Source organism: Actinoplanes sp. NPDC051861 (genome assembly GCF_040681145.1).
Taxonomy (GTDB): domain Bacteria; phylum Actinomycetota; class Actinomycetes; order Mycobacteriales; family Micromonosporaceae; genus Actinoplanes.
In genome coordinates this window covers 357,263-373,186 of the sequence record NZ_JBFAYE010000006.1, presented here as the reverse complement: position 1 = coordinate 373,186, position 15,924 = coordinate 357,263, and the positions used below count along the sequence as shown (strand labels likewise).

Here is a 15,924-nt window from a genome sequence, read left to right as displayed (position 1 = left end):
CTTACTCCACGCCGACGGGTACACAACGAACTCCAGGGGACCTCGCTCGATCAGGACGGCGAAACCCTAGCGGCCCCCACCGACAAAAACCGGGGCAGCACCGAGGCGGCCCGCGAAGCCGGTCCCCGCCATGCGACGTAGCCGTCGGGCCGGATCAATTCGGCCTGGCCGGTCGGCGCGGCCGGGGAGAGCACGACCAGGCGATCCTCGTATCCCTCGACCGGCTCACCCACCAGAACGTACTTCCCGGCCCGCAACGCCACGGCCAGGCGCCCGTCCTGGTCGGCGGCACGGGGTGCCGACGGGTAGGAGATCCCCACTCCGGAGATCATCCCGGCGGCCCGGTTGCGCACCGGCGGCAGCGCCATCAGCACCGATCCCACCGCGTTGCGCACCGCACGCCCGGCCCGGGACCGGACCATCGCCATCCGGATCAGCGTGCCGCTGGAACGCAGCACCATCCTGCCGACCGGGTGCCGCTCCGCCTCATACGTCTCCAGCAACGACGCCGCTGCCCACCCGCGCGCGACGGCCGCCAGCTTCCAGGACAGGTTCGCCGCGTCCTGCAGGCCGGTGTTCATGCCCTGCCCGCCGGCCGGCGAGTGGACGTGTGCCGCGTCCCCGGCCAGGAAGACCCGCCCCACGCGGTAGCGGGGCGCCTGCCGCTCGTCGCTGTGGAACCGCGAGACCCAGCGCGACTCGGAGAGTCCGAAGTCGGTGCCGTGCACACGCCGCACCACGTCCCGGATCTCGTCGACCGTGACCGGGGTCCGGTCGTCCACCTGCTTGCGCCGGTCCCAGGCGAAGACCCTGTACCACCCGTCGCCGAAGGGCGCGACCATCGCGAATGCGTCCCCCACGGCGTTGACCGCGAGCACGTCCTCCGGCGGCTGGTCCAGCCGCACGTCGGCCAGCATGATCGAGGTGAGCACCTGGCGGCCGGGGAAGGGCAGCCCGAGAGCACCCCGGACCGCGCTGTGCACACCGTCGGTGCCGACCACCCAGGACGCCGTCTCCCGGGTCTCGCCGAACTCCAGCGTCACCCGGTCGGCGTCCTGGGAGAGCCCGGTGAGTTCGGCACCGCGGACGATGCGGGCGCCGAGCGCGACCGCGCGCTCCTCGAGGGCCTGCTCCACCTGGTACTGCGGGGTGATCAACAGGTACGGGAACCGCGACGGCAGCCGGCTCAGGTCCACCCGGATCCGGTCGAACAGCCGCAGCCGCTCGACCCGCTGCCCGGTGGCGACGACCCGGTCGGCCAGCCCGCGGGCGTCCAGCAGCTCCAAGGTCCGCGCGTGGACGCCGAACGCGCGGGTGAGATTCGACGATCCGGAGCGGCGCTCGTAGAGCGTCACCGCGACGCCCGCCTGCGCCAGGTCCCCGGCCAGAAGCAGCCCGGTGGGTCCGGCTCCGATGATCGCGACAGTGGTCTCCATGACGACTCCTCAGTGATGAGAGTGAATGCCAACGCTTGTTGGCAAAACCATAGAACGACCGGGAGATCGAAGTCAACACCTGTTGGCCTACACTTGTTGGCATGAGACGCTCCGACCACACCCGCGCCGCGATCCTGGCCGCCGCCCGCGAGCGCTTCGCCAGCGACGGATTCGAGCGCGCCACCATCCGCGCGATCGCCGCCGACGCGAACATCGACCCGTCGATGGTCATGCGCTACTACGGCAACAAGGAGAAGCTGTTCGCCGCGGCGGCCGAGTTCGACCTGCGCCTGCCCGACCTCAGCGGCACACCCGCCGACCGGCTGGGTGCGGTCCTGGCCGGCCACTTCATGGACCGCTGGGAGGGCGACGAGACGCTGATCGCCCTGCTGCGCGCGGCGGTCACCCAGCAGGCCGCGACCGAGCGGATCCACGCCATCTTCGCCGGTCAGATCGGCCCGCTGGTCGCCCGCGTCGCGCCCGACCCGGCCGAGGCGCCGGCCCGGTCCGGGCTGCTGGCCACGCAGATCCTCGGGTTCGCGCTGTGCCGCTTCATCCTCAAGCTGCCGCCGGTCGTCGGCCTCGACCGCGAGGCGGCGGTCGCCTGGATCGGGCCGACGATTCAGCGGTACCTCAACGGGATCCCGTGACATAGACTGCGGTCCATGGCTGGACGGCGTGCGTTCCTCACTGCCACCGCTGCGGTGGCTGCCGCGGCACCCTTGGCCGCGCCTGCGCGGGCCGCGCAGGCGGCCGGCCCGCGCAAGCGCCCGCCGGGTGCGGATCTGCGGGCCATCCTCCGGGAGATCGACGCGGACCGGGTCGAGGCCGTCGTGCGCAAGCTGGCCTCATTCGGTACGCGACACACGCTCTCCTCACAGACCGACCCCGTCCGCGGCATCGGCGCCGCCCGCGACTGGATCTTCCAGGAGCTCCAGTCATACGCCGCCGCGTCCGGCGGCCGGATGACCGTCGAGCTGCAGTCGTTCGTGCAGCCCGTCTCGCCGCGGATCCCGGTGCCGACCACCATCACCAACGTGATCGCCACCCTGCGCGGCAGCGTCACCCCGGAGCGGGTCTACGTCGTCACCGGCCACTACGACTCCCGTGCCACCGACGTGCTGGACGCCACGAGCGACGCCCCCGGCGCCGACGACGACGCGTCCGGTGTCGCCGTGGTCATGGAGCTGGCCCGCGTGCTGGCCACCCGGCAGCCCGACGCCACGCTGGTCTTCGCCGCGGTCGCCGGCGAGGAGCAGGGGCTGTACGGGTCGGATCACATGGCACAGGCCTACCGGGACGCGAACACCGACATCCAGGCCATGTTCAGCAACGACATCGTCGGCACCGGCGATCCCGGCGACGGCACCAGGCCCGACCCGCGCACCGTGCGGCTGTTCGTCGAGGGCGTGCCCACCTCGGAGACCGCCGCGCAGGCCAACACCCGGCGCAGCGTCGGCGGCGAGAACGACGGACCCTCGCGCCAGCTGGGCCGGTTCGTGGAGGAGGTCGCGGAGAACCCGCAGACCGGCATGGACGTACGTGTCGTCTGGCGCCGCGACCGCTACCTGCGCGGCAGCGACCACATCTCGTTCCTGCTGCGCGGCTACCCCGCCGCCCGGTTCACCGAGCCCCGGGAGAACTTCGCGCACGAGCACCAGGACGTCCGCGTCGTCGACGGCGTGCAGTACGGCGACCTCGTCGAGTTCTGCGACTTCCCGTACATCGCCCGCGTGGCCAGGGTCAACGCCGCCACCCTCTGGTCCCTGTCGCAGGCACCCGGCACCCCGCGCGGCGTCGTCATCGACACCACCCAGCTCACCAACGAGACGACCCTGCGCTGGCAGGCCGGCGCCGAGCCCGACCTCGCCGGATACGAGGTGGTGTGGCGCGAGACCACCGCGCCCGACTGGGAGCACGTCATCAAGGTCGGCAACGTCACCACGGTCACCGTCGACATCTCCAAGGACAACGTCCTGTTCGGCGTGCGTGCCGTCGACAGGGCCGGCAACCGCAGCCCGGCGGCCGCGCCGCTACCCGGCTGAGTGCTACGCTGCTGACTCCTGGAACAGAGCTTTTCGAAAGAGTGACGCCTGTGATTGCCGCCCGGCCCTTCGGCCGCAGCTGACGCTTTCCTGTTCACTTTTTCTCGAAAAGGCTCACTTCACCATGGATCTGCGCATCCAGCGCTACGTCGTGTCCAACCTCCGCAACAGGCCGCAGGTCGTCGAGAGCGGTCCGTTTGTGATCGGCCTCGACCCGGACTCCGACAGCCCCTTCATCAACTACGCCTCACCACTGCCCGGCGAGAAGATCACCGCTGCGGACGTCCGTGCCCTGATCACGGCGTTCACCCAGGCCGGCCGCAAACCGCGCCTCGAGTACGTGACCAGCGGCTCACCCGGGCTCGAGGACGAGCTCATCGCGGCCGGTTTCACCGTCGAGGCCCGTCACCAGTACCTGGTCAGCACACCGGAAAAACTGTGCGCTTTCCCCGTACCCCCGGAATTGCACCTGGCGGAACCCGCCACGGACCCGGACCGGGCCGACCTGGTCGTGGCACTCAACGAAGCCTTCGGTGAGCCGCCGCAGGCGAGTGAGTCCGACGTGGCTCGCGTCCGCCGCACGCAGGAACGCGGCGGCATCGCGCTGGCGGCACTGACAGCCGCCCGGGAATGCGTCGGCGGAGCACAGGCGATGGCGCCGAATGATCAGGTGAGCGAGGTGGGCGGCATCGGGGTACGCGAACCGTTCCGCCGCCGTGGCCTGGCCGCAGCGATCACCGCGAGCATCACCGACCGGCTCTTCCGTCGCGGGGTGGAGATCGCCTGGCTGGAGGCCGGCGGCGACGACTCCTGGCGGGTGTACGAACGCGTCGGATACGTCCCCACCGGCCACCGGCTGTACATCTCCCGCGGATAGCAATCGGAGTATCGGATGGTACTGCCGGGCGGGTCGGGCAACCGGTCCGTCCGGCAATCCGGACCGGAGGTGGCTTGCCGGTGAAACCATCATGACCATGACGGTCGACTACACGGTGCGGCTGCGATTCTCGGACGACTCGCAGGCGGCGGCAACACACACCAACCTCTCCGCGATCCGGCTCGACGGGCGTGCGCTCTGGATCGCCGGCGACGAGACCTCCACCGTCGAGCGGCTGATCGCCGACGACCCGGACCGGCCCACCGAGTTCGGCGACGAGGCACGCTTCCGGCTGGCCGATTTCGTCGACCTGCCCGGCGTCGACGCCGACGAGGAGGCCGACGTCGAGGGCCTGGCACGCAACGGCCGGTTCCTCTGGGCGATCGGCTCGCACAGCCTGCGCCGCAAGCAGATCAAGGACCGGCACGAGGGCCAGAAGGCGCTGCGCCGCCTCGCGCGCGTGGAGGGGCAGGCCAACCGCCAGATTCTGGTACGCCTCCCGATCGCCGACGTGGACGGCGTGCCCACCCCGGTACGCGAGGTGACCGGCGACGACGGCCAGCGGCACCAGGCGGCGGCACTGAGCGGACGCGACGACCTGCGCCGGCTGCTGCGCGACGACGAGCACCTCGGACCGTTCCTGCCCATCCCCGGCAAGGACAACGGCCTCGACATCGAGGGCATCGCGGTCAGCGGCGACCGGGTCTACCTGGGCCTGCGCGGACCGGTGCTGCGCGGATGGGCGTTCGTGCTGGAGCTGCGCCCCTACGTGGACGAGGACGAGCCGGGACGCCTCAAGCTGCGTCCGTTCGAGGACGGGCGGCGGTATCGCAAGCACGTACTCGACCTGCACGGCCTCGGCGTGCGCGACCTCTGCCCGCACGGCGACGACCTGCTGGTACTGGCCGGCCCGACGATGGACCTGGACGGCCCGGTGCGCATCTACCGGTGGCACGACGCCTGCCGCGCGGAGATCCCGTCGATCGTCCGCGACAAGATGATCACCCGGGAGCTGGAGCTGACCTATGGCGAGGGCGACGACCACGCCGAAGGACTCAGCATGATCGGGGATGATCGGGTTCTGGTGGTTTATGACAGCCCGGCCGCCGTCCGCCTGACTGACGACGGGGCCGTGATCGCGGACGTGCTACTCCTACCCTCGTGACGCCCTTGGCCTCGTGACAATCTTGGCCTCGTGACAATCTTGGGGAGTGCTCTGGTCACCGGGGCGTCGCGCGGTCTCGGCGCGCACATCGCGAGGCGGCTGGCTGCGGACGGATGGCCGGTTGCGGTCAACTATCGGGGAGACGCCGACGGCGCTGCGCGCGTCGCCGAGGAGATCATCCAGGCGGGCGGGAAGGCTGCGGCTCTGCGCGCCGACATCACGGACGAGACATCTGTACGGGAACTCGTCGCCGCCGCAACCGCCCAACTCGGTCCCGTGCAGGTCGTGGTGGCCAACGCGACGGGACCGCAGCCGTTGGTGGCGGCTGAGGAGGTGTCGTGGCAGCAGCACCTCGATCAGCTCTCGTTCTTCGTGAAGAGTCCTACGTTGCTGCTGGCGGCGGTTCTGCCGGGGATGAAGGCGCTGGGGTCGGGACGGTTCATCCACATCGGGTCTGATTCGTTCGAGCGGGCGCTTCCTGGTGCGTCCGCCTATAACGCGGCCAAGGGGGCGCAGATCGGGTTGGCTCGGACGTGGGCCCGTGAACTGGGGCGTCATGGCGTGACGGTCAACGTGGTGGCGCCGGGATGGGTGCCGGTTGAGCGACACGGTGCTGCCGACATATCCGGATATGTCGCTGAAGTCCCCCTTGGGCGAATCGGAACGCCGGGGGACATCGCGGACGTGGTGGCTTTTGTGGCGTCGGATGCCGCGCGCTTCGTGACCGGCGAGCGGATCACCGTGAACGGCGGCCACACCATGGACTAGCGCGGGGGCGCGGTTCGCGGCATCCGGCGGCATCAGATCTTGGGCACCGGGCGCTGCTCTGACGGTGGCCGGCCCCGAGCCAGGGCCGGCCACCGTCATTTCACGGCTTGGTGCTTCAGAGGGACGGGATCTTGATGCCGGGGGCGGCGCCGATGGCATTGCCGGACCAGAAGCGCGCGGTGTCCGTGCCCTTGGTCGCGCGGTTCATGTAGACGATCTGCTGGTTCGTGCCGTCGCCGGTGATGCCGTACAGATCGGCGTACTTGTCGCCGTCGAGATTGCCCAGCTGAGCGGCCCGGAAGTTGGCGTAACCGAGCTCACGACCGGACCAGAACCGGTCGACGTCGTTGCCGTCGCCACCACGGTTGACATAGGACAGTTGCTGACCGTCGTTGGTCACGGCGTAGAGGTCGGCGTAACCGTCACCGGTCAGGTCACCGAGGTCCATCATCCTGAACCCGGGCGCGATACCGATCTTCTTCGCGGACCAGAACGTGCCACTGCCGTCGGCCCTGTTCATGTACAGGACCAGCTCGTTGGTCTGATACACCGCCACGATGTCGGCGAACCCGTCCGCGTTGAGATCGCCCAGGCTCATCAGCCTGAACCCGGGCGCCGGCCCGTTGTCACGTGCGGACCAGAACTCCATCCCGTTGCCGCCCCTGTTCGGATACCAGAGCTGATCGTGATCGTTGGTCACCGCGTAAAGATCAGCGCTGCCGTTGCCGTCGACGTCACCGAGGTCAGCGAGGCGGAAACCGGCGTTGCCGCGCTCACGCGATGACCAGAACGTGCCCGAGCCGTCGGCCTTGTTCGGGTAGACCAGCTGGATGTCGCTGGTGTTCAGCGCCCACAGGTCCGAGTAACCGTCACCGTTCAGATCCGGCGCGCGACGGCCGGAACCCCAGAGGGCGTCCACGATGCGCTGGGCGTCCGCGGCCTCCACCTGGTAGCGGTCCGGATACGCGGAGACCTGCACGGCCTGGCAGATCGGGCCGATGCTCCCCTGCATCCACGCGTTGTTCGGGTAGAGCGCCAGCATCTTGTCGAGGAACTTGTTGGTCGCCCAGGGCGGGTCGATCCGGTCGGCCGCGCTGCCCCAGCTCGCCCGCTGCTGGAACAGGCCCAGGCTGTCGTGGTCCTCCATCGACGAGTAGTTCTGGATCGACGTCTCGACGATGGTTGTGGTGACGGCGATGACCGCCGCCCGCTTGTCGAGCCCGCGGATCTGCACGGTCTCGACGACCCGCCGGGCGCAGGAGATCCGGTAGTCGTTGAGGTGGTTACGCATCTTCGCGGTCAGGGTCGGGTTGAGCGAGCTGGCCAGACTGGCATCCGCGGCTGTCGGGCCGCCCGCGACGCAAGGGGCGAACGTCGCGGCGTAGGCGGGAGTGGTCAGGCCGCCGATCGCGGCGGTGGTGGCCAGAACGGCCGAGGCGAGAAGGGTGCGTAGTCGCATGACGGATGTCCTCTCGGGGCCGGTGGTCACAGTGCCGGGATCTTGATGCCGGGAGCGGCGCCGATGCCGGTGCCGGACCAGAAGCGCGCGGTGTCGTTGCCCTTGGTCGCGCGGTTCATGTAGACGATCTGCTGGTTGGTCCCGTCGCCGGTGATGCCGTACAGATCCGCGTACTTGTCGCCGTCGAGGTTGCCGAGCTGCGCCGCCCGGAAGTTGGCGTAACCGAGCTCACGACTCGACCAGAACCGGTCGACGTCGTTGCCTCCGGCGCCACGGTTGACATAGGACAGTTGCTGCCCCTCGGTGGTCACCGCGTAAAGGTCGGCATAGCCGTCGCCGGTGAAGTCACCCAGGTCCATGAGCTTGAAGCCGGGTGCGATACCGATCTGCTTGGCCGAGTAGAAGGTGCCCGAGCCGTCTGCCTTGTTCATGTAGAGGACGAGTTCGTTGCTCTGGTAGACGGCGACGATGTCGGCGAACCCGTCCGCGTTGAGGTCGCCGAGGGTCATGAGCCGGAAGCCAGGTGCCGGACCGTTGTTGCGGGCGGACCAGAACTCCATGGCGTTGCCGCCCTTGTTCGGATACCAGAGCTGATCGTGGTCGTTGGTGACCGCGTAGAGGTCTGCACTGCCGTTGCCGTCGACATCACCGAGGTCCGCAAGGCGGAACCCGGCGTTGCCACGCTCACGCGACGACCAGAACGTGCCGGTCCGGTCGGCCTTGTTCGGGTAGACCAGCTGGATGTCGCTGGTGTTCAGCGCCCACAGGTCCGAGAAACCGTCACCGTTGAGGTCGGGGTTGGTCCGCGCCGCGCCCGTCCACCAACTGGTCTGCTGGTAAGCGCCGGCCCAGCTGAGACTGATGTGGATGTGGTCGGTGTGCGGATTCGACTCGGTGTACGGCCGCCAGCCCTCGTTGATCCGCTCGGCCGAGATGATCCGGCGGTTCCAGATGATGTACATGACACCGAGCCGGCGCATGTTGGCGTGCTTGTTGCCGTGACGGTCGGTGGCCAGCAGCCAGTTGTTGATGTCGTCGGCGATCGCCCGCTGCCCGGTGTCGTTGACGTTCAGCATGTAGTCGAGGGCGCGACCCTCCTTGTGCTCGCTGACACCGACGGCGCTGCACTCCCGGCCGATCCAGCCGTCGTGGTCGCCGTAGGCGTCGTTGAACAGGTCGCGAAGGGCGAGCGCCCCAGGCTTGGCCGTCGGGTCACAGGTGCTCTGCGCCACGTTCTTGGCGTAGTCGTCAATCGCAGCCGGGAACGACGGGGTGGCCGGAGCCGCCGTCGCCGAGGCGGCCGGGGCGACCGCCAGCGTCACGCCCGCGGCCAGTGTGAGTACCGCCGAGAGGAGGCGGGACTTCGTACTCATTTTCGGTCCTTTCCAATGATTTTTCGCCCGGAAGAGGGCAGGGGTCATCGCCCGACCAGACGGCCGGGTGACGGCGTGCGGGATTTACTGCGAGGGCCAGATGGTGAAGCGGTATGTCAGCAGCCCGGGGACCTGCGCCAGAACGGCGACGCCCAATAGGTGCGTGGTGGTCTCGGCCTCCGCCCGGTCCGCCGCGGTGAGGAACACGACGGCGGTGAGCGGGCCTGAGGTGGTGATGTGCTGGACGGGGAAGCCGATGGTCTCGGCCGCCCGGCTGAGCTCCCGGTCGATCTCTGTCTCCCGGCCGGAGAAGCTCAGCTCAACGGCGTACATGACCGGGGCTTCAGTTCGGCTTGCCGCCCCACTCGAAGGTGCCCGGGTCGCCCTCGCCCTCGAACGTCGTCCCGGTCGTGGGGGTGAGAGTGGGCGCGGGAACGGGCTCGATCCCGTCGCCCGTGCTCAGGGTCACGGCGCCCAGGGCGGCGGGCAACAGCAGGAAGAATCCGGCCAGTCGGGCAAGGTCGGTGCGGCTCATGATGGTGTGTCCCCCGGTTCGGTGGCCGCGTCGTTCGCGGCGATGCATTCACCATCCGGCATGGACGAGGCGCTGTCAGTAGGGCGCGGGCCTGCACAAACTGCCATGGCACTTCCCTGCCATCCAGCGATGTCTCAGCGTGCGTTAATCCACTGTGGGTGATCCCTCGGGTACGCTGCTCGATGCTGTTCGTTTCGGGGGAGGGAGCAGCCACGGTCGAGGACGAGATCGCCACTTCGTATGCGTTGCTGCTCCGCGAGCCCGGCCTGGACCTCGACGAGTTCGCCACCCGCGTCGGCCGGTCGCGTGACGAGGCCCGCCGCCTGCTGGACCGGATGGTGGACCTGGCTCTGCTGCACCGGCGGCCGAGCGAGAACGGCAGCCTGGTCGCCGCGAGCCCGGTGCTGGCCATGCAGCAGCTGATGGCACGCGAGCAGCAGATGCTCGCCGAACGGCAGGCCTTCCTGCAGCAGGGTTACAGCACGCTCTCCCAGGTGCTGACCGGCTATGTGGCCGGCGAGGCGGAGGTGGCCGCCGACCCGGCACCGATCGCGGAGCAGCTCGACGACCTGCCGGCCGTACGGCGGCGGCTGGAGGAGCTGGCCGTCTCGGCACGCGTCGAGGTGGTCGCCTTCTCACCGCGGGCGGGCAACCCGGCCGCCGCCAAGGCCGCCAGCAAGCCCCTCGACTTCGCGGTGCTGGAACGTGGCGTGCGCATGCGGACGGTCTACTCCGCGTCGGCGATGCACGCCGAGGGCGCCCGGGAGTACGCGGACGCCCTGGTCGCCGCCGGTGGTGAGGTCCGGCTGGCGCCCTCGCTGCCGATGCGGCTGATCGCGGTGGACGCGACCACCGCCATCGTGCCCCGCCGCCCGGACGCGGGCAGCGACGGCGGCCTGCTGATCCGTCACGCGGGTGCGGTGGCGGCGCTGGTCGCGCTCTTCGAGTCGTACTGGGAGCGCGGTGACGAGTTGCGGCCGCCCGGCGTGGGAGAGGACGGCTGCACCGACGCCGAGCGGACGGTGCTGCGGCTGCTGGCCACCGGCGCGAAGGACGAGGCGGTGGCACGGCAGATCGGCCAGTCGGTGCGCACGGTCCGGCGCACCGTGGCCGACCTGATGACCCGGCTCGGCGCGGGCTCCCGCTTCGAGTTGGCGATCCGCGCCAAGGAGATCGGCTGGCTGTGAATCAGAGCCGCCCGGCCTCGATGATCCGGGCCAGGAACTGACGGGTACGCGCCTCGGTGGGGTCACCGAGCACCTGCGCCGGCGGCCCCTGCTCCAGGACCCGGCCGCCGTCCAGGAACGCCACCCGGTCGGCGACCTGCTTGGCGAAACCCATCTCGTGGGTGGCCAGCACCATCGTCATGCCCTCGCCCTTGAGGTCACGGATCATCGTGAGCACCTCGCCGACCAGCTCCGGGTCGAGGGCCGAGGTCACCTCGTCCAGCAGGAGCAGGCGGGGGCTGTTGACCAGTGCCCGGACGATCGCCACCCGCTGCTGCTGACCGCCGGACAGCCGGTCCGGATAGGCGTTCGCCTTCTCCGCCAGACCCACTCGCTCCAGCCAGGTCATCGCCTGCTCTTTTGAAGAGGCGGCGGGCCGCTTGTGTACCCGCACCGGCGCGAGCGTGATGTTGTCCAGAACGGTCATGTGCGGGAACAGGTTGTACGCCTGGAAGACGATCCCGATCCGCCGCCGGACCTGGTCCGGATCGGTACGCGGATCGGTGATCTCCGCACCGTCCAGGTGGATCGTGCCGTCGTCGATCTGCTCGAGGAGGTTCACGCAGCGCAGCAGCGTCGACTTGCCCGAGCCGGACGCGCCGATCAGAGCGACCACCTCGTGCTCGGCCACGTCCAGCGTGAGGTCGTCGAGGATGACGTGGTCGCCGAACGCCTTCCGGACGTTCGCAACGGACAGGACCATGGTCAGGACCCCGCGTTCTGGCGGCGGGCCGCGCGCAGCGTCACCCAGTCGGTGACGGCGATCAGCGGCAGGGCGAGCAGGACGAACAGCACGCCGGCCACCACGTACGGGGTGAAGTTGGCCTCCTGGGCGACCCCGATCTGCGCGGCCCGGATGGCGTCGATCGGGCCGGCCAGGGAGATCAGGCCGACGTCCTTCTGCAGCGCCACGGTGTCGTTGAGCAGGGGCGGCGCGACCCGGCGGACCGCCTGAGGCAGCACCACGTGGCGCATCGCCTGCCGGTAGGTCAGACCCAGCGAGCGGGCGGCGGCGATCTGGCTGGGATGCACCGACTCGATGCCCGCGCGGAACACCTCGGCCAGGTAGGCGCCGTACGTGATGGTGATCGCGGCGGCGCCGAGGACCAGGACGTCGGGCGTGCCCTGCAGGCGGAGACCGGGAATGCCGAAGGCGAACAGGTAGATCACGATGATCAGCGGCAGCCCACGGAACGAATAGGTGTAACCGGTCGCGATTGCGCGTACCGGAAAAAAGACCGGACCGCGCAACGTGCGCAGGACCGCAACCAGAAGTCCCAGCGCGAGCGCCAGCGAAGCGCAGACCACCAGAAGGCGGACGTTGAGCCAGAGTCCGTCCAGGATGTCCGGCAGGTACTTACGGGCCACCTCGGCGTCGAAGAACGACGACTTGACCCGCTCCCAGCCGGGCGCGCCGGTGATCAGAACGGTGAGCGCGGTCCCGACGACCGCCGTGGAGAGTGCCGCGAGGAGAACGGAACGGACCGCCTGCCGGCGCCGGTAGGCGATCCGCTCCTGTTGCCGCGCTGATGGAACGTGGCTCACTGCAGTTCGGGGGCACCGGCGGTGTCGGCGAGCCAGGTCTTCTCCAGCACGGCGAGGGTGCCGTCCTGGCGCAGCTGGTCGACCGCCTTGCTGACGCAGCCGGTCAGCGGCGAGCCCTTGTCCAGCACGAGGCCGAACTGCTCGGGAACACCGACCTGCGGCAGCTGCCCGACGATCAGGCCGTCCTTCAGCTCGGCCGCGGTCATGTAGAACGCGGTCGGCAGGTCCACCACGATGCCGTCGACGGTGCCGTTCTCCAGCGCCTTCTTGGCGTCGTCGTTGTTGTTGAACACCGACGGCTTGGCGGTGGGCTTGATCACGTCGGTGATCGCCTGGTAGCTGGTGGTGCCGACCTGGGCGCCGAGCTTGGCGTCCGCAAGCTCCGCCAGCGTCTTCTTACCCTCGATCTTGGAGCCCTTGGTGGTGATCACCGTCTGCCGCACCAGGTAGTACGGCGAGGAGAAGTCGACCGCGGCCTTGCGCTCGTCGGTGATCGAGAACTGGTTGATGTCCACGTCGAACGCCTTGGGGCCCGGCGCGATCGCGTTGTTGAAGGTCACCGAGGTCCAGACCACGTTGGCGGTCTGGTAGCCGAGCCGTTCCGCCACCGCGTACGCGACCGCGGACTCGAAGCCCTTGCCGTTGTCGGGCTTGTTGTCGCTGAACCATGGCTCGTACGCCGGGTTGTCGGTTCCGATCGTGAGCTTGCCCGCCGTCTTCGTGGCGAGCTGGCCGGGCGCACAGGCGTCGGCGGAGGCCGATGCGGACGTGCCCGCGGTGGTGGTGTCGTCCTCGACGGGAGAGCAGGCGGTGACGGCGGCGAAGAGCATCGCGACGCCGCCCAGCGCCACGGGGGTGAATCGGCTGACCATGCCGGGCAGCTTAGAAGACGTCCCAACCGCTGGGGGCGTTCGTCGTCAAGACGTGATGAGCTGCCACAATCGTTGCTCGTGAAGACGTTCGAAGAACTGTTTGCCGAGTTGCAACGCAAGGCGGCGGAACAGACACCCGGTTCGGGCACCGTCGAGGCGCTCGAACGCGGAGTCCACTTCATCGGCAAGAAGGTCGTCGAGGAGGCGGCCGAGTCGTGGATGGCGGCCGAGCACGAAGGCCCCGAGCGCGCCGCCGAGGAGATCTCCCAGCTGCTCTACCAGGCTCAGGTGCTGATGATCGCGACCGGGCTCGAGTTGAAGGACGTCTACCGACATCTGTGACGTGCGCCCCCGACCCGTTTCTCGATCGAAGGAGCACGTCCGATGCTGCGCATCGCCATTCCGAACAAAGGCACCCTGTCCGGTCCCGCTTCACAGATGTTGCGAGATGCCGGTTACCGCCAGCGCACCGACCCCAAAGATCTGATCTGCCGTGACGAAGCCAACAACGTGGAGTTCTTCTACCTGCGGCCGCGCGACATCGCGACGTACGTCGGCTCCGGCGATCTCGACCTCGGCATCACCGGCCGGGATCTGCTGGTCGACTCCGGGGTGCCGGCCAACGAGCTGCTCGACCTGAACTTCGGCGGCGCCACCTTCCGCTGGGCCGCTCCGGCCGGGACGCTGACGTCCGCGGAGGAGATCGGCGGGCGGCGGATCGCCACCGCGTACCCCGGTGTGGTGAGTCGCTACCTGAACGAGAACGAGCTCAAGGCCGATGTGGTCCGGCTCGACGGCGCGGTGGAGAACGCGGTCCGGCTCGGTGTCGCCGACCTCATCGCCGACGTCGTGGAGACCGGCGCGACGCTGCGCCAGGCGGGTCTCATCACGATCGGCGAGCCGATCATGCGGTCCTCGGCGATCCTGATCGGGCGGGGGGAAGAGGCGCCTAACGGCGCTTCCCAGCTGCTGCGGCGCCTGCAGGGCGTTCTTGTCGCGCGCAATTTCGTCATGCTTGCGTACGACGTACGCGCCGACCTGCTCGACCAGGCCACCAGCCTCACTCCCGGCATCGAGTCCCCGACCGTCTCCCCGCTGCACCGCGAGGGCTGGGTGGCCGTGCAGGCCATGGTCCAGCGCAGCAGCGTGCACCGCGTCATGGACGAGCTGTACGAGCTCGGCGCCCGTGCGATCCTGGTTACCGACATCGCCAACTGCAGGTTGTGATCATGACGTTCCGGCCCAAGAAGATCCGTGCCGTGGCGATACCGGCCGCGGTGGCCGTCGCCGTTCTGTTCACCGTGCTCAGCTTCGGCCTCCAGGGCAACGCCGGCTTCCAGGACGCCCGGATGAGCTTCCAGCGCGGCGACCAGATCGCCATGATCGGGCTGGGTGTCCTGCTCGGCCTCGGCATCCTGGCGTTCTGCCGCCCGCGCGTGGACGCCGACGAGGCGGGCGTGCACATCCGCAACGTGGTGGGTGGTTACGACCTGCCCTGGTCGGTGGTGCGCGCGGTCCGGTTCGACCGCAACTCGGCGTGGGCCCACCTCGAGCTGCACGACGACGAGCAGGTGGCGATCCACGCGTTGCAGGCGGTCGACAAGGACTATGCGGTGGACGGAGTCCGTACGCTCAGGGCCTTGCATTCGGCCGCTCACGACGCCTGATAGACTTGCGGGCAGTCGACCACGCCTGCGCTCTGCGCCGGCGCGAAAGAGGAGCCCGCTAGGTTCCCACCCGAGTCGCATTTGCGTCCGGGTCCGGTCTCCCCAGCTGTTGCTGGGCGTGCGTCCTCCTGGGCGCCGATGACCGGTCGAGCGGGCCCCGGCATGCCGGGGCCTTCTGCTTTCCCGGCGTCCCACGGCCCCTGGCCGGCGGGACACTCGGGGCCGACCGACATTGGCATCACCCGCCGCCTGGCGGGTGAGGGAAACGTTCTGAGGAGGCCCCATCAGCGTCGAACCACGCGTGAACGAACAGATCCGGGCTCGTGAGGTCCGCCTGGTCGGTCCGGAGGGTGAGCAGGTCGGCATCGTGCCGCTCGAGCGTGCTCTCCAGCTGGCCGCGGACGTCGATCTGGACCTGGTCGAGGTTGCTCCGATGGCGCGGCCGCCGGTGTGCAAGCTCATGGACTTCGGCAAGTTCAAGTACGAGAGCGCACTCAAGGCCCGCGAAGCTCGGCGCAACCAGCAGCAGACCGTCATCAAGGAGATGAAGCTCCGCCCGAAGATCGATCCGCACGACTACGAGACCAAGAAGGGTCACGTGGTGCGGTTCCTCAAGGCGGGCGACAAGGTCAAGGTGACGATCATGTTCCGCGGTCGCGAGCAGAGCCGCCCCGAGCTGGGGTTCCGGCTTCTGCGACGACTCAGCGAGGAGATCTCCGAACTCGGTTTCGTCGAGGCCAGCCCGAAGCAGGACGGCCGGAACATGATCATGGTGCTCGCTCCGCACCGGGCCACGAAGGCCGCGGCGGCAGCGACGGTCGCCGCCAACGCACGCCCGCCGCGGGAACCGCGTGAAGGCGACGTTGCCGAGGCCCCGGCCCCAGTAGCCGAGAACACCGCAGCAGAGTAGACAGCTTTTTCCCCGCGTCCCCCCGGTCGCGGGGAAAAGATCAGAA

Annotated in this window: 18 protein-coding genes; 10 read left to right on the top strand and 8 right to left on the bottom strand. The window is 69.2% G+C overall.

Going from position 1 to position 15,924, the window contains the following annotated elements; genetic code table 11:
- Positions 1-50: 50 nt before the first annotated feature.
- On the bottom strand, positions 51-1,436 hold the full coding sequence (locus tag AB0M02_RS20465; protein WP_364228873.1) for an FAD-dependent monooxygenase: 1,386 nt from the start codon (positions 1,434-1,436) through the stop codon (positions 51-53).
- A 101-nt stretch (positions 1,437-1,537) separates the two neighbouring features.
- Between AB0M02_RS20465 and AB0M02_RS20460 the strand changes: the two genes are divergently transcribed.
- The 5 genes from AB0M02_RS20460 to AB0M02_RS20440 all read left to right on the top strand — a co-directional run bounded on the left by AB0M02_RS20460 (position 1,538) and on the right by AB0M02_RS20440 (position 6,291).
- Positions 1,538-2,086 (top strand): TetR family transcriptional regulator, encoded by a 549-nt coding sequence (locus AB0M02_RS20460; RefSeq protein ID WP_364228871.1) that lies wholly within the window; start codon positions 1,538-1,540, stop codon positions 2,084-2,086.
- A gap of 15 nt (positions 2,087-2,101) precedes the next feature.
- Positions 2,102-3,481 carry a M20/M25/M40 family metallo-hydrolase gene (locus AB0M02_RS20455; protein WP_364228869.1) on the top strand — a complete coding sequence of 460 codons (1,380 nt, stop codon included), beginning with the start codon at positions 2,102-2,104 and terminating at the stop codon, positions 3,479-3,481.
- Positions 3,482-3,605: 124 nt separating this feature from the next.
- Positions 3,606-4,358 (top strand): GNAT family N-acetyltransferase, encoded by a 753-nt coding sequence (locus tag AB0M02_RS20450; protein WP_364228867.1) that lies wholly within the window; start codon positions 3,606-3,608, stop codon positions 4,356-4,358.
- A gap of 97 nt (positions 4,359-4,455) precedes the next feature.
- Positions 4,456-5,523: a DUF3616 domain-containing protein gene (locus AB0M02_RS20445; protein ID WP_364228865.1), complete on the top strand. Its 1,068-nt coding sequence runs from the start codon at positions 4,456-4,458 to the stop codon at positions 5,521-5,523.
- 30 nt (positions 5,524-5,553) lie between these two features.
- Positions 5,554-6,291 (top strand): SDR family oxidoreductase, encoded by a 738-nt coding sequence (locus AB0M02_RS20440; protein ID WP_364228863.1) that lies wholly within the window; start codon positions 5,554-5,556, stop codon positions 6,289-6,291.
- A gap of 115 nt (positions 6,292-6,406) precedes the next feature.
- Here the strand turns inward: AB0M02_RS20440 and AB0M02_RS20435 are convergent, their stop codons facing one another.
- From AB0M02_RS20435 to AB0M02_RS20420, 4 genes are all read right to left on the bottom strand, one after another.
- Positions 6,407-7,750 (bottom strand): VCBS repeat-containing protein, encoded by a 1,344-nt coding sequence (locus tag AB0M02_RS20435; RefSeq protein WP_364228861.1) that lies wholly within the window; start codon positions 7,748-7,750, stop codon positions 6,407-6,409.
- A 26-nt stretch (positions 7,751-7,776) separates the two neighbouring features.
- Complete coding sequence (locus AB0M02_RS20430) at positions 7,777-9,123, bottom strand: VCBS repeat-containing protein (RefSeq protein WP_364228859.1); 1,347 nt, start codon at positions 9,121-9,123, stop codon at positions 7,777-7,779.
- 84 nt (positions 9,124-9,207) lie between these two features.
- The gene (locus AB0M02_RS20425) at positions 9,208-9,456 is read right to left on the bottom strand and encodes a hypothetical protein (RefSeq protein ID WP_364228857.1); all 249 of its coding nucleotides are present in this window, start codon (positions 9,454-9,456) and stop codon (positions 9,208-9,210) included.
- Between the two features lie 10 nt (positions 9,457-9,466).
- Complete coding sequence (locus AB0M02_RS20420; RefSeq protein WP_364228855.1) at positions 9,467-9,658, bottom strand: hypothetical protein; 192 nt, start codon at positions 9,656-9,658, stop codon at positions 9,467-9,469.
- A 182-nt stretch (positions 9,659-9,840) separates the two neighbouring features.
- Between AB0M02_RS20420 and AB0M02_RS20415 the strand changes: the two genes are divergently transcribed.
- Positions 9,841-10,845 (top strand): helix-turn-helix transcriptional regulator, encoded by a 1,005-nt coding sequence (locus AB0M02_RS20415; RefSeq protein ID WP_364228853.1) that lies wholly within the window; start codon positions 9,841-9,843, stop codon positions 10,843-10,845.
- 1 nt (position 10,846) lies between these two features.
- Here the strand turns inward: AB0M02_RS20415 and AB0M02_RS20410 are convergent, their stop codons facing one another.
- From AB0M02_RS20410 to AB0M02_RS20400, 3 genes are read right to left on the bottom strand one after another with little or no spacing between them, the layout of a single operon-like run.
- Positions 10,847-11,587, bottom strand: coding sequence for an amino acid ABC transporter ATP-binding protein (locus AB0M02_RS20410; protein ID WP_364228851.1), 741 nt, complete (start codon positions 11,585-11,587; stop codon positions 10,847-10,849).
- A gap of 2 nt (positions 11,588-11,589) precedes the next feature.
- On the bottom strand, positions 11,590-12,429 hold the full coding sequence (locus tag AB0M02_RS20405; protein WP_364228849.1) for an amino acid ABC transporter permease: 840 nt from the start codon (positions 12,427-12,429) through the stop codon (positions 11,590-11,592).
- Positions 12,426-13,301: an ABC transporter substrate-binding protein gene (locus AB0M02_RS20400; RefSeq protein WP_364228847.1), complete on the bottom strand. Its 876-nt coding sequence runs from the start codon at positions 13,299-13,301 to the stop codon at positions 12,426-12,428. The genes AB0M02_RS20405 and AB0M02_RS20400 overlap by 4 nt, the downstream gene beginning before the upstream one ends.
- Positions 13,302-13,373: 72 nt before the next feature.
- On the opposite strand from AB0M02_RS20400, the gene AB0M02_RS20395 reads away from it, so the two are divergent.
- The 4 genes from AB0M02_RS20395 to infC all read left to right on the top strand — a co-directional run bounded on the left by AB0M02_RS20395 (position 13,374) and on the right by infC (position 15,878).
- Positions 13,374-13,643, top strand: a complete 270-nt coding sequence (locus AB0M02_RS20395; protein WP_229072420.1) for a phosphoribosyl-ATP diphosphatase — start codon at positions 13,374-13,376, stop codon at positions 13,641-13,643.
- Between the two features lie 42 nt (positions 13,644-13,685).
- Positions 13,686-14,528, top strand: coding sequence for an ATP phosphoribosyltransferase (hisG, locus tag AB0M02_RS20390; RefSeq protein WP_364228845.1), 843 nt, complete (start codon positions 13,686-13,688; stop codon positions 14,526-14,528).
- A 2-nt stretch (positions 14,529-14,530) separates the two neighbouring features.
- Positions 14,531-14,968, top strand: coding sequence for a PH domain-containing protein (locus AB0M02_RS20385; protein WP_364228843.1), 438 nt, complete (start codon positions 14,531-14,533; stop codon positions 14,966-14,968).
- 301 nt (positions 14,969-15,269) lie between these two features.
- Positions 15,270-15,878 (top strand): translation initiation factor IF-3, encoded by a 609-nt coding sequence (infC, locus tag AB0M02_RS20380; RefSeq protein WP_364228841.1) that lies wholly within the window; start codon positions 15,270-15,272, stop codon positions 15,876-15,878.
- Positions 15,879-15,924: the final 46 nt, after the last annotated feature.

Bases quoted from the DNA above. Each gene is read 5' to 3' on its own strand.
- AB0M02_RS20465 (WP_364228873.1), bottom strand. From the start codon at position 1,436: ATGGAGACCACTGTCGCGATCATCGGAGCCGGACCCACCGGGCTGCTT.
- AB0M02_RS20460 (WP_364228871.1), top strand. From the start codon at position 1,538: ATGAGACGCTCCGACCACACCCGCGCCGCGATCCTGGCCGCCGCCCGC.
- AB0M02_RS20455 (WP_364228869.1), top strand. From the start codon at position 2,102: ATGGCTGGACGGCGTGCGTTCCTCACTGCCACCGCTGCGGTGGCTGCC.
- AB0M02_RS20450 (WP_364228867.1), top strand. From the start codon at position 3,606: ATGGATCTGCGCATCCAGCGCTACGTCGTGTCCAACCTCCGCAACAGG.
- AB0M02_RS20445 (WP_364228865.1), top strand. From the start codon at position 4,456: ATGACGGTCGACTACACGGTGCGGCTGCGATTCTCGGACGACTCGCAG.
- AB0M02_RS20435 (WP_364228861.1), bottom strand. From the start codon at position 7,750: ATGCGACTACGCACCCTTCTCGCCTCGGCCGTTCTGGCCACCACCGCC.
- AB0M02_RS20430 (WP_364228859.1), bottom strand. From the start codon at position 9,123: ATGAGTACGAAGTCCCGCCTCCTCTCGGCGGTACTCACACTGGCCGCG.
- AB0M02_RS20425 (WP_364228857.1), bottom strand. From the start codon at position 9,456: ATGTACGCCGTTGAGCTGAGCTTCTCCGGCCGGGAGACAGAGATCGAC.
- AB0M02_RS20420 (WP_364228855.1), bottom strand. From the start codon at position 9,658: ATGAGCCGCACCGACCTTGCCCGACTGGCCGGATTCTTCCTGCTGTTG.
- AB0M02_RS20415 (WP_364228853.1), top strand. From the start codon at position 9,841: ATGCTGTTCGTTTCGGGGGAGGGAGCAGCCACGGTCGAGGACGAGATC.
- AB0M02_RS20410 (WP_364228851.1), bottom strand. From the start codon at position 11,587: ATGGTCCTGTCCGTTGCGAACGTCCGGAAGGCGTTCGGCGACCACGTC.
- AB0M02_RS20400 (WP_364228847.1), bottom strand. From the start codon at position 13,301: ATGGTCAGCCGATTCACCCCCGTGGCGCTGGGCGGCGTCGCGATGCTC.
- hisG (WP_364228845.1), top strand. From the start codon at position 13,686: ATGCTGCGCATCGCCATTCCGAACAAAGGCACCCTGTCCGGTCCCGCT.
- AB0M02_RS20385 (WP_364228843.1), top strand. From the start codon at position 14,531: ATGACGTTCCGGCCCAAGAAGATCCGTGCCGTGGCGATACCGGCCGCG.